Annotated in this window: 9 protein-coding genes; 1 reads left to right on the plus strand and 8 read right to left on the minus strand. The window is 34.6% G+C overall.

Annotation, left to right across the window (positions count from 1 at the left end; all coding sequences use genetic code 11):
* Window positions 1-4: 4 nt before the first annotated feature.
* The 5 genes from N534_RS0104485 to N534_RS0104510 all read right to left on the minus strand — a co-directional run bounded on the left by N534_RS0104485 (window position 5) and on the right by N534_RS0104510 (window position 5,918).
* Window positions 5-310: a helix-turn-helix transcriptional regulator gene (locus N534_RS0104485; protein ID WP_028891336.1), complete on the minus strand. Its 306-nt coding sequence runs from the start codon at window positions 308-310 to the stop codon at window positions 5-7.
* A 249-nt stretch (window positions 311-559) separates the two neighbouring features.
* Window positions 560-1,831 carry a DUF6161 domain-containing protein gene (locus tag N534_RS0104490; RefSeq protein ID WP_028891337.1) on the minus strand — a complete coding sequence of 424 codons (1,272 nt, stop codon included), beginning with the start codon at window positions 1,829-1,831 and terminating at the stop codon, window positions 560-562.
* 431 nt (window positions 1,832-2,262) lie between these two features.
* Window positions 2,263-3,804 carry an acyl-CoA carboxylase subunit beta gene (locus N534_RS0104495; protein WP_028891338.1) on the minus strand — a complete coding sequence of 514 codons (1,542 nt, stop codon included), beginning with the start codon at window positions 3,802-3,804 and terminating at the stop codon, window positions 2,263-2,265.
* A gap of 190 nt (window positions 3,805-3,994) precedes the next feature.
* Window positions 3,995-5,431 (minus strand): acetyl-CoA carboxylase biotin carboxylase subunit, encoded by a 1,437-nt coding sequence (gene accC / locus N534_RS0104505; protein ID WP_028891339.1) that lies wholly within the window; start codon window positions 5,429-5,431, stop codon window positions 3,995-3,997.
* Between the two features lies 1 nt (window position 5,432).
* Window positions 5,433-5,918, minus strand: a complete 486-nt coding sequence (locus tag N534_RS0104510) for a biotin/lipoyl-containing protein (RefSeq protein WP_028891340.1) — start codon at window positions 5,916-5,918, stop codon at window positions 5,433-5,435.
* Window positions 5,919-6,414: 496 nt separating this feature from the next.
* Here N534_RS0104510 and N534_RS0104515 point away from each other — a divergent pair, with 496 nt between their 5' ends.
* Complete coding sequence (locus tag N534_RS0104515; protein ID WP_197017694.1) at window positions 6,415-8,757, plus strand: TonB-dependent receptor; 2,343 nt, start codon at window positions 6,415-6,417, stop codon at window positions 8,755-8,757.
* A 53-nt stretch (window positions 8,758-8,810) separates the two neighbouring features.
* Here the strand turns inward: N534_RS0104515 and N534_RS0104520 are convergent, their stop codons facing one another.
* The 3 genes from N534_RS0104520 to N534_RS0104530 are packed head-to-tail and all read right to left on the minus strand — an operon-like array spanning window position 8,811 to window position 12,349.
* Window positions 8,811-9,191, minus strand: a complete 381-nt coding sequence (locus tag N534_RS0104520) for a rhodanese-like domain-containing protein (RefSeq protein ID WP_028891342.1) — start codon at window positions 9,189-9,191, stop codon at window positions 8,811-8,813.
* Between the two features lie 5 nt (window positions 9,192-9,196).
* On the minus strand, window positions 9,197-10,606 hold the full coding sequence (locus tag N534_RS0104525; protein ID WP_028891343.1) for a rhodanese-like domain-containing protein: 1,410 nt from the start codon (window positions 10,604-10,606) through the stop codon (window positions 9,197-9,199).
* A gap of 12 nt (window positions 10,607-10,618) precedes the next feature.
* A complete protein-coding gene (locus tag N534_RS0104530; protein WP_028891344.1) occupies window positions 10,619-12,349 on the minus strand; it encodes a SulP family inorganic anion transporter in 1,731 nt (576 codons plus the stop codon).
* Between the last annotated feature and the right edge of the window lie 2 nt (window positions 12,350-12,351).

Raw genomic sequence — 12,351 nt, forward strand, 5'->3', positions numbered from 1 at the left:
AATATCAATCAAAAAAATTCTGAAATAATGTTTTTGCAACTTTCCAGTTTTCTTGATTGATACAGTACCTTATTTTTGGCGGTTTTAATTCTCCTTGTATTAAACCTGCATTTTTTAATTCTTTTAAATGTTGTGAAACGGTCGATTGTGAAATCGGTAATACGTCAACCAAATCTCCAGTAAAACAACACGATTGATTTTCAAGATGTTTTAAAATAGCAATACGAGTTGGGTGTCCTAAAGCTTTAGCAAATTTTGCCAAAGCTTCGGTATCTTCCTTATATTCTATATGTTCTAAACTTCTTTTCATATTTCTTATCGCGAATTTACGATAGATATTCAAAACATAATGTAACAAAAGTCACTTTTTATATATTCTCTGTCGATTGGAAGAAACAGCTCTTTTATTTTTTTGTTGCTTTTCAACGTTTAGAAAAATAAACGTGCTGTTTTGCGTGATGGTTTTCAAGCTTGCAGGTAACGGTCTCGGCTATGATTTATACTTTTATTTTGGTGTGGCACAAAACCACAATGAATTATAGCCATTGTTAGCCACTGGCTATTTATTTATTATTTTACTTATAAAATCATTCGGCATTGTTGGTCCTGAATCTTCTTTTAAAAGTCCTGTTTCCGAGCGACTAAATAAGGATTGTAAAATTAGTTTTCTATCTTCTGAATCCATCGATGTTCCTTGTTCATTTAACAACGATAGGTACACGAAAGTCAGAGCGTGTCTTTCTTCTGCATCTCTTGATAAATGAAGAGAACTGAACATAATTTTATTTACAGCTCTTATCGCAAATGCCATTAATGCTAAAAATGCAATAAAGATTAAAGACCAACGAACAATCGTGACTTCGTTTCCGTTAAACACCTGTTTGAAAATATAATCAGGTGCAACAATCAAAATTGCTCCCAATAATATTGCACAAAAACCAATTAGAACCATTAAAATAGTTCGAGCTGTTTTATAATTCTTAAAATAGATTCTTGCTTTAGTCTGCCAGTATCTTGCAGGTTTTGATAATTCAAGTTTTTTGTCATAAGCAATTTCTAAATTCTCCCTTCTCCCTTTGGATTCTTCGAAAAATTTTATCAGTTCCTTTTTTATTCCATCATTTTCATCATTTCCCTCAAACCAATCATTAATTAGGGTTTCTTTATTATTTTTTAAGGTATCTATCGCTTCTACATAATTTTTGTATTCCGTATTAGCATTGATTAGGTGTTCGGTTAAATCTTTCTCGGATTCAGTAAGTTGTTCTTGAAACTTATTACGCAGTTTGCTTATTGAACTTTTTTCTTTACTCCGTCTGTTTATAATTTCTGAATAGTCTTTGGACTCAAATTCATAAGCCAATAAAGAGCCGATAAAATCATTTCTGTTACTTGCACGATAAGAGCCAACAACATAATAGTATGCTCCTTGAAAACTATCTGGTTTATTCTGATGTATATCAATCAGAAATAACGTGTAAGGTGAATCAGAAGTGAAAAATTTGGAATTACTCGATAATTGTCCTGATTCTTGTCTCCAATAACTATCTAAATTTCCTGAATTTGTCTGATTGTAATGAGAATTAATGAAATTCTCTATTCTGGTCTTTAAGTTAACGAAATGCCTTTTGGACTGCTCAAATTCGTTTGGTAATGAACCATATTCCTCCCAGCCATTTATTTGTTCCGAAAGCCATTTATGTATTGAACTGAATCCTTCTAATTCAATCGAAAAGTTAATATGAGGATAGCTGATATTGGCAGTAGCTGAATTGAACCAATCAGGTAATTCAGTTTCCGCAATTTTCTTTCTTAATTCAGTTGTTGTCATTTTTCAGCTTGTAGCTAACACGTTATATACCAAACTTTAGTTCTTTATCTCGAAAAAAACATGGGATATCATAAGGTTTAGCAATTTTTATACGCTATCAAATATATCAAAAACAATACTTTATCAAAAGTAAAGTTATCAACGAGTTATTGTTATTTATTAATTATAAAAAGCTAATTGCTCTTACAATTCTTGCGAACCTAACACAAAGTGTCTATACATTCTTACGGAATCCCATAAGCTCAACTATTTAGGTAATAAAAGTTGTTTTTTAGAGTAGTAACGGTTCTTTATATCACTGTTTTGGGGCGCTGATATCAAGATATACTAATCATAACAAGGAAAGTCATTGAGTAAATACGAATCCTTATAAAACAAAAAAGACGCTTCAAAAAAGAAGCGCCTTTAAAAAAATATTGACATGTATTTTGTTACAACGGAATATTGCCGTGTTTTCTATTCGGTCTTTCTACCTTTTTACCTTCTAACATCGCAAAAGCTTTGATTAGTTTTCTACGGGTGTCTTGTGGTAAAATTACCTCATCTACAAATCCGCGTTCTGCTGCACGGTACGGATTTGCGAATTTATCAGCATACTCTGCCTCTTTTTCGGCAAGTTTTGCTTCGTGGTCGTCTGCTTCCGCTATTTCTTTTTTAAAGATAATTTCACTCGCTCCTTTGGCTCCCATTACCGCAATTTCTGCACTAGGCCATGCAAAGTTCATATCGGCACCAATGTGTTTAGAGTTCATTACGTCATAGGCTCCACCATAAGCTTTACGGGTAATTACACTTACTCTTGGCACGGTAGCTTCACTCAACGCATATAATAATTTTGCTCCGTTGGTAATAATCGCATTCCATTCTTGGTCGGTTCCTGGTAAGAATCCTGGTACATCTACCAACACCAATAACGGAATATTAAAGCAATCACAAAAACGGGTAAAACGTGCTGCTTTTTTAGAACTGTTTACATCCAAACATCCTGCTAAACTCATCGGTTGGTTGGCTACAATTCCAACACTTCTACCTCCTAAACGTGCAAATCCAACCACGATATTATCCGCATAATCTTTATGAATTTCAAAGAACGAATCAGCATCAGCAATACCGTCAATTACAGCACGCATATCGTACGGCTTGTTGGCATTATCTGGAACAATGTTTGCTAATTCTTCTCTAATTTCATCGCCTAATTCAAACGGTAGCTTTGCTGTAGTTTCTTGATTGTTCTGCGGCATATAACTCAACAATGTTTTAATATCTTCTAAACATTGTACATCGTTCGCTGCCGTTAAATGCGTAACTCCCGACTTGGTTGCATGCGTACTTGCTCCTCCTAATTCTTCCGAAGTTACTTCTTCATTGGTTACTGTTTTTACTACGTTAGGTCCCGTAACAAACATATAACTTGAATTTTCTACCATAACGGTAAAATCGGTCATGGCTGGTGAATACACTGCTCCACCTGCACAAGGCCCCATAATTGCAGAGATTTGTGGAATGACTCCTGATGCTTGTACATTTCTGTAAAAAATATCGGCATAACCACCTAACGAACGTACTCCTTCTTGAATACGTGCTCCACCAGAATCGTTCAATCCGATTAAAGGTGCGCCTACTTTTACGGCTAAATCCATAATCTTACAGATTTTTTCGGCATGTGTTTCCGATAACGAACCTCCAAACACCGTAAAATCTTGTGCAAATACGTACACAAGACGTCCGTTTACAGTTCCGTATCCTGTTACTACTCCGTCACCATAAAACTTCTGATTTTCCATTCCAAAATCAGTCGTTCGGTGTGTTACCAAAATACCTACTTCTTCAAAAGAACCTTCATCTAAGAAATAATTAATACGCTCACGTGCAGTTAATTTTCCTTTTTGATGATGACGGTCGATACGTTGTTGTCCGCCTCCTAATTTTGCTTCGGTTACTTTATCTTGTAATTCTTCTATTTTAGATTTCATCTATATTCTTTTTTGGGCGTTCCCCAAGGGTCGGGCTTTCCGCTGTATCTTTTTTGTGAGTCATTGCGAAGCAAATAACTATTTGCTGTGGCAATCTCTTAAATTGATGAGATTACTTCGTTTCACTCGTAATGACGGATTTATTAACACAAAAAAGGATGCCGCTTTAATCCCTAACGCACATTATGTATTAACAAGTTTTTAAAATACGTTGCTCATTTAAATACTGCTGTAAGGCTACTTGTGCAGCAATCTTTGCTTCTTTTTCATATCCTGCTTCTAACAACTCAGGCGTATAATATTTCTTTACAAAATGAGTATCGAAATTCCCTGAGGTGAAAGCTTCGTGTTCGCATACGAACTTTCCAAACGGCAACGTAGTTTCTATTCCTTTTACTTTATAATTACTAATAGCTTGCTTCATTAGCTCGATGGCTTCTTCACGTGTATTTCCGTAGGTAATCAATTTAGAAATCATCGGATCGTAATAAATAGGAATTTCCATTCCTTCTTCAAAACCATCATCTACACGAATATTTTCTCCTTTCGGATGTTGATACACTTCCAACCCTCCAATACTCGGTGCAAAATTGTCTAACGGATCTTCGGCATATACACGTAATTCTAGCGCGTGTCCGTTAATTTGTAAATCATCTTGAGTGAATGATAGCTCCTCTCCTCTTGCTATTTTTATTTGCTGCTCTACTAAGTCTACTCCTGTAATAAGTTCCGTAACTGGATGCTCTACTTGTAGGCGTGTGTTCATTTCTAAGAAATAGAAGTTTTTGTTTTCATCTAATAAAAACTCTACGGTTCCTGCTCCTAAATAATCACAGGCTTTCGCAACTCTTACCGCTGCGGCTCCCATGGCTTCTCTAATTTCTGGAGTTAATACACTTGATGGTGCTTCTTCAACTACTTTTTGATGGCGACGTTGTACCGAACATTCACGTTCAAATAAGTGTACTACGTTTCCGTGAGCATCTGCCAATACTTGGATTTCAATATGGCGTGGTGACCCTACATATTTTTCTATAAACACCGAGCCGTCTCCAAAAGCTGATTCTGCTTCTGAAATTGCACGCTGCATTTGTTCTTTTATATCAGCTTCTTTTTCAACAACACGCATTCCTTTTCCTCCTCCACCTGCTGAGGCTTTGATTAAGATTGGATAGCCAATTTCATTCGCTACTTTCGATGCATACTCCACATCGGTTACCGCTTCATCAATCCCTGGAACCATTGGAATGTCATAGGCTTTTACCGCATCTTTTGCCGCAAGTTTGCTCCCCATCACCTCAATAGCATGTGTTTTAGGACCTATAAATACAATTCCTGCTTTTGCTACGGCTTCTCCAAAAACTGCATTTTCACTTAAAAATCCGTATCCCGGGTGAATTCCGTCTACATCTAACTCTTTCGCTACTTCAATAATTTTATCTCCTAATAAATATGATTGATTGGAAGGTGCAGGACCAATACATACTGCTTCGTCTGCAAAAGTTACGTGTGGTGAATTTCTGTCTGCTTCCGAATAAACAGCTACCGTTTTAATTCCCATCTTTTTTGCCGTACGCATAACACGCAACGCAATTTCTCCTCTGTTTGCTACTAATATCTTTTTCATATTACTCCATTTCTATTAAAACCGTATTCTTTTCTACTTTATCTCCTGCTTGTATCGCTACCGATTTTACGACTCCGTCTCTTGGTGCTTGTAAGGTATTTTCCATTTTCATGGCTTCTAACACTAAAATCCCATCTCCTTCTTTCACTTCTTGACCAATTTCAACATCTACAGAAACAATTAACCCAGGCATTGGTGCCTTGATATCGTTTTCTTTTTTCTCTGCAGCTACTTCTAATCCTAACTCATCAATTAACATATCTAATTCATCAGCAATATTTACCTCGTAAGTATTTCCGTTGATTTGAATGGTATATGTTTTTTTATTGAAATTTGTTTGAAGTATGGTAGCTTGATACGATTGGTTACCCTCAAGTACATGGTAGTTATTTTTTGATTTTTCTACTATATCTAGCGTCTCTATTTGCGCTTCAGTAAAGTCAAAATCATGCGTTTTATTAACGCTCGTTTTAAAAGATTTACTCATAAATATCTGATATTTTCACCACTAAAATATTAAATTTACAATGGAATGCATGAGTTAAATCTATAAATTGATTAGAATGTTTTTTTACTTACTTAATAACTCCTTATTCTTTTATAAACAAGCCTAGAAAAACCCGCTATTTATCGCGCTTAATTCATATTTCATATTTACCTTTGCACCGTTCTCATAAAGGGGTGCCTTTTTGAGTTATTAATGTTTAATGAATAGTTGTTAGTTAACTTAAAATTCAACATTTATAACTTATAATTAAAAGTAGGGCTGAGATCATACCCAACGAACCTGGAACAGGTAATGCTGTTTAGGGATTTTATCGTCATTGCGAAGTAATTTGGAAAATTACTGTGGCAATCTGTTTATTGATGAAAAGATTACTTCGTCCTAAACTCCTCGTAATGACAAATTTTAATTATTCAATGTTTAACTAAAGAATAATTACCTCTTTTTATTCGATTTTGTTTTTTATAAAATGAGACCGATGTCTTTTCAAAAGAAAGTGAAAGTAATCGCTTTTTTACTCGCAGTGTTTACAACATTAACAACGAGTGCACAAACATTTATTTTGTCTGGTAAAGTAGTTGATGGCAATCAAAAGCCTTTGGTTGGTGCTACCGTTACTGTTACAACTCAAAACAAAGGAACTTCAACCGATTTTGAAGGCAAATTCAAATTAAATTTACCTAAAGGAGCACATTTTATTGAAGTTTCTTATGTAGGATTTAAAACTACCTCACAAGAAGTTGACCTTACCAACAACCAACAAATCACCTTTCAATTAATTTCTGACGAAACGGTTTTAGACGAGGTATTAGTTTCTGCGGTTCGTGTAAAAGCAGATGCCCCAGTAACCCACTCTAACCTTAGCAAACAAGAAATAGAAAAGCGTAATTTAGGACAGGACATTCCTGTATTATTAAACTATTTGCCTTCGGTAACATCTTCATCAGATGCAGGTGCAGGTGTTGGATACACTTATATTCGTGTACGTGGTTCTGATGCTTCTCGTGTAAATGTTACCATTAACGGAATTCCGTATAACGATGCCGAGAGTCAGGGAACTTTTTGGGTTAATATGGGAGATTTTGCTTCTTCTACCCAAAGTTTACAATTACAGCGTGGTGTAGGAACTTCTACGAACGGTTCTGGAGCTTTTGGAGCTAGTTTAAACATCTTAACCGATGCCGTTTCAGAAGAAGCAAGTGGAGAAATTTCGAATGCTTTTGGTTCGTACGGAACAAGAAAGCATACCGTAAAGTTTACTACTGGAAAATTAAACGATCATTTTGAGTTTTCTGGTCGTTTGTCTAACATTTATTCTGACGGATATGTTGATCGTGCTTTCACCGACCTAAAATCGTATTTCTTACAAGGTAGCTATACCGATGATAATACGTTGATTAAAGCTTTAGCTTTTGGGGGAAAACAACAAACATATCAAGCTTGGTATGGGTTAAGCGCTGAGGAATTACAAGAAAACCGTCGTCAAAACCCATATACGTACGAAAATGAAACCGATAATTATTGGCAAGATCACTACCAATTACACTGGAATGAACAATTATCAGAAAACTGGTCTACCAATATTGGTTTAAATTATACACCTGGTAAAGGATATTTTGAGCAGTTTAAAAAAGATAGAGACGCTGATGATTATAACAAAATAATTGTTGATGGAAGTGATGTTATTGTTCGCCGTTGGTTAGACAATGATTTTTACGTGGCTAATGCTAATGTAACTTATAAAACTAAAAAATTCGAGTTAATCTCTGGTGCTTCTTATAGTAATTATAAAGGAGATCATTTTGGTGAAGTTATTTGGGCTACACAATTTGCCGATGGGGCTAATATTAGAGATCGTTATTATTTTAGTGATGCTAAAAAGGATGATTTTAGTGTTTTCTCTAAAGCTACTTTTAATGTTTTTGACAACTTAAAAGCTTTTGTTGATGTGCAAGGTAGATTTATTGATTATACAACTGGCGGATTTACTTCTGACTTAAACCCTTTAAATATTGACACTTCGTTTAGTTTCTTTAATCCTAAGTTAGGATTTACATATACTATAAATAAAGAAAATAGCATTTATGCTTCGTATGCACGTGCGAACAGAGAACCGAACCGTGATGATTTTCAAAATGGTATCAACGTACAACATGAAACGTTAGATGATTTTGAATTGGGATGGCGTTTGCATAATAAAACGGTTCAATTAAACACCAACATCTACTACATGTCTTACGACAACCAATTAATTCAAACTGGTGGATTAAATGATGTAGGAGAATATTTAAGAGAAAATGTGAAAGACAGTTATCGTTTAGGAGTAGAAATTGATGCTAACTTTAACATTTCAGATAAGTTTAGCATTAACCAAAACCTTACCGTAAGTAGTAATAAAATCAAGAATTTCATGTTGGATCGTGATGGTGTTCAACGTAATATTGGGACTACGAATATTGCTTTTTCTCCAAACATTATTGCTGGAAATGCATTAGTTTACAAACCTACAAAAGGGCTACAATTAGCTTTACTTTCTAAATTTGTTGGTGAACAATATTTGAGTAACACTAATACAGAATCCTCTAAACTAGATAGCTATTACGTTAGTGATTTTAATGTTAGTTATGAACTTGAAATGAACAAAATTTTTAAATCAATTGTGTTTACAGGATTGGTTAACAATCTTTTTGATAAAGAATATGTTGATAGAGGATACACCTATTTAAATACTTGGGATACTCCTGGAACTTCTTTTGAAGTACAAGGATACTATCCGCAAGCTACTAGAAACTTTTTAGTAGGCGCAACGTTAAAATTTTAAGTGGGAAAAGAGCTAAGAAAAAGTAAAACCGAGACAATTGTCTCGGTTTTTTTTTATTCTTTATTTTTTTCTTCCCATTCTAAAATTCCTCCTAAAACATTGTAGGCTTTATACCCTTTTTTGGCTAGGAGTTCCGTAGCTTTTTTACTTCTACCTCCAGATCGACAGTAAATATATACAGGTCGAGTTTTATCTAACTTTTCTAAAACCTTTCCTTCAAAATCTTCTCCTGTTATATCTATTTTTATCGGATCTTTAATTACGCCCTCTGCCCATTCTTGCGGTGTTCTAACATCTAATAACTGTACATTATCTTCATTTTCTAAAACTACCTGCAAGTTTTCAACCGTGATATCTTTTGCCTCATTGGTTTGAGGTTTGCATGATAATACCACTGTTAAAAATAAACCTACTAAAAATATACCTCTCTTCATTATTCTTATTTTAAAGTTGACGGACAAACAGCTTCTGATCTTGGAATATCAGTTTCTTTAATTGCCTTATATCCTCCAGCTACATCAATTATATTATGGAATCCTCTTGCTTTTAAAATAGATGCTGCAATTACTGAACGATACCCTCCTGCACAATGCACATAAAAATCTCCTTTTGTTGGAAACTCTTCAATATGATCGTTTAAGAAATCTAACGGTGTACTTGGCGCATCTATAATATGCTCACTTGTATATTCACCTGGTTTACGAACATCAAAAACTGGAGCTCCTTTGGTAAGTTCTTCTGCTAAAACAGTTGCAGGAACCGAACGCAAAGTATCTACTTCTTTTCCTGCTGCTTTCCAAGCATTAAAACTTCCACCTAAATACCCTAATACATTATCAAAACCAACACGAGATAAACGTGTAATAGTCGTTTCTTCTTCTCCTTCAGGAGTAACTAATAAAATTGGCTGTGTAACATCTTTAATCAATGCTCCTACCCATGGAGCAAATGTTCCTCCTAAACCAATAAAGATTGATTGAGGAATAAATCCTTTAATAAATTCTGCTTGATTACGAACATCTAATACTAACGCATCTGTTTCGTTAGCTATTTTTTCAAAGTCTTCTACAGATAAGGCTTTTGCTCCACTCTTGATAACTTCATCAATAGATTGGTACCCTTCCTTATTCATTTTTACATTTAAAGGGAAATATTCTGGTGGAGGTAATAAACCATCAGTCACCTCTTTTACAAATTCCTCTTTAGTCATATCTGCACGAAGTGCGTAATTGGTTTTCTTTTGATCACCAATAGTACCAACTGTTTCTTTGCTTAAATTCTTACCACAAGCAGACCCTGCTCCGTGTGCTGGATATACGATTACTTCATCTTCCAACGTCATGATTTTTGTACGTAAACTATCGTACAATAACCCTGCTAACTCTTCTTGTGTTAAGTTTGCTGCTTTTTGCGCTAAATCTGGGCGCCCTACATCACCTAAGAATAAGGTATCACCACTAAAAATCGCGTGGTTTTTTCCATCTTTATCTTTTAATAAATAAGAAGCACTCTCCATTGTATGTCCTGGAGTATGTAATACCGTAATGGTAATATCACCTAATGTGAACACTTCTCCATCTGTGGCTATATGAGCCTCATAATTTGTTTTTGCTGTTGGTCCGTATACAATTGTTGCTCCTGTTTTTTCAGCAAGCGTAACATGACCACTTACAAAATCTGCATGAAAATGCGTTTCGAAAATATATTTGATTTTAGCGCCATCTTTTTCAGCTCTGTTTATATAAGGATCTACTTCACGTAATGGATCTATAATTGCAACTTCTCCGTTACTTTCAATATAATAGGCTCCTTGTGCTAAACAACCTGTATAAATTTGCTCTATTTTCATAATATTATATAGTTATTTATACGCTTGATGTATGTATTGTGCGTATTTTTTTTGGTTTTGATTATCTCCTGTTTTATAAAAATTTACGGCTCCGTTGGCACGCATAAAAAAGTGATCTAAACTTACAACGTCTAATAAACCTCCTCTAAAAAAGGCATCTCTTACTGGCCCTTTCACTCCTGCAAAATAGAATTGAATATTATGCTTGTTAAAATAAATAATGCGTTCTTTTAACATATCAATACCTGTACTATCTACTCTGTTAATACTCTCTGCATCTAAAACAATCAACTTTAATGCCTTTCCTTTTTCTGCTGCCATTTCGTCTAATCTATCACGAAAATAGTTTGAATTGGCATAAAATAATTGCGCATCAAAACGGAACACTAAGATTTCTTCTTCTATGATAACTTCCTTAAATCTGTTTTTATTACGATAGAAATCTGAATTTGGCACTTTTCCTAACTCAGCCACATAAGGTCTTGACGTTCTAAAAATTAAAACAATCAACGATAAAACTACTCCTATTAAAATTCCGTACTCAATTCCAAAGAAAATCGTTGCTAAAAAAGTAGCTAGCAATAACCAGAAATCTAAATTATTCGCTTTCCATAACCTTCTTGCTTCTTGTACATTTATCAAGTTAAAAACTGCAACTATAATAATTGCTGATAAAATAGTTTTAGGCAAATGATAAAACACCGGTGTTAAGAAAAGTAAGGTGATTACTACTAATAATGCCGAAACAATTGCTGAAACTCCTGTAGTACCTCCTGATTCTGCATTGATAGCCGAACGAGAAAAACTTGATGCCGAAGGATATGATTGAAATAATGACCCAACCATATTACTTAAACCTAAAGCTACTAACTCCTGATTTGGTCTTACTCTATATTCGTCTTGTTTAGCCTCCAACGTTTTTCCGATAGAAATGGTTTCTAAATATCCTACCATAACTAAGGTTGCTGCTATAGGCATCAATTCACGTATTAGAGCTACATCTATAACAGGTATTGAAAATTTAGGAAGTCCTGAAGGAATATCTTTTACAATAGCTACATCTGCAAGTTGATCTCCAAAAAGACGTATTGTTACAATTCCTAAAATCACAACAATTAATGCATTTGGAATCTTCCTATTAACTTTTCTAAAAATTATAATAATTATACAGGCAATTAAACCTATGATGGTAGTATTTGTTTTAAAGTATTGAAGTCGGAATACAATATCTTCTAACAATACATGTATTTGATCACTTTGTACAAAATCTACCCCGAATAAATTTCTAAATTGATTGAGTCCAATAATTAAAGCTACGGCAGATGTAAACCCTGTTATTACAGGTCTCGACAAGAAGTTAACTACAAACCCTAAGCGGAAAATTCCCATTAAAAATTGAATAGAACCTACCACCAACGCTAGCAATATTGCTATGCCTATATAACTCTCAGAACCTGTTAATGCTAAGGTAGAAACCCCTGTTGCTACGATTAATGAATCCATTGCCACAGGACCAATTGCAACTTGGCGTGATGTACCAAAAATAGCATACATTAATTGAGGCATTAATGCTGCATATAACCCATAAATAGGTGGTAAACCAGCAATAAGTGCATACGCTATACCTTGTGGTATTAACACAATAGCAACAGTTATACCTGCAACTACATCACCTCTTAATTGTGATTTTTTATAGTTAGGCAACCATTCTAGTATCGGTATGAGTTTTTTTAACAGTTTCATTT

Source organism: Tenacibaculum sp. 47A_GOM-205m (assembly GCF_000518405.1).
In the GTDB taxonomy this organism is placed as follows: domain Bacteria; phylum Bacteroidota; class Bacteroidia; order Flavobacteriales; family Flavobacteriaceae; genus Polaribacter; species Polaribacter lutimaris.

Bases quoted from the DNA above. Each gene is read 5' to 3' on its own strand.
- N534_RS0104485 (WP_028891336.1), bottom strand. From the start codon at position 310: ATGAAAAGAAGTTTAGAACATATAGAATATAAGGAAGATACCGAAGCT.
- N534_RS0104490 (WP_028891337.1), bottom strand. From the start codon at position 1,831: ATGACAACAACTGAATTAAGAAAGAAAATTGCGGAAACTGAATTACCT.
- N534_RS0104495 (WP_028891338.1), bottom strand. From the start codon at position 3,804: ATGAAATCTAAAATAGAAGAATTACAAGATAAAGTAACCGAAGCAAAA.
- accC (WP_028891339.1), bottom strand. From the start codon at position 5,431: ATGAAAAAGATATTAGTAGCAAACAGAGGAGAAATTGCGTTGCGTGTT.
- N534_RS0104510 (WP_028891340.1), bottom strand. From the start codon at position 5,918: ATGAGTAAATCTTTTAAAACGAGCGTTAATAAAACGCATGATTTTGAC.
- N534_RS0104515 (WP_197017694.1), top strand. From the start codon at position 6,415: ATGTCTTTTCAAAAGAAAGTGAAAGTAATCGCTTTTTTACTCGCAGTG.
- N534_RS0104520 (WP_028891342.1), bottom strand. From the start codon at position 9,191: ATGAAGAGAGGTATATTTTTAGTAGGTTTATTTTTAACAGTGGTATTA.
- N534_RS0104525 (WP_028891343.1), bottom strand. From the start codon at position 10,606: ATGAAAATAGAGCAAATTTATACAGGTTGTTTAGCACAAGGAGCCTAT.
- N534_RS0104530 (WP_028891344.1), bottom strand. From the start codon at position 12,349: ATGAAACTGTTAAAAAAACTCATACCGATACTAGAATGGTTGCCTAAC.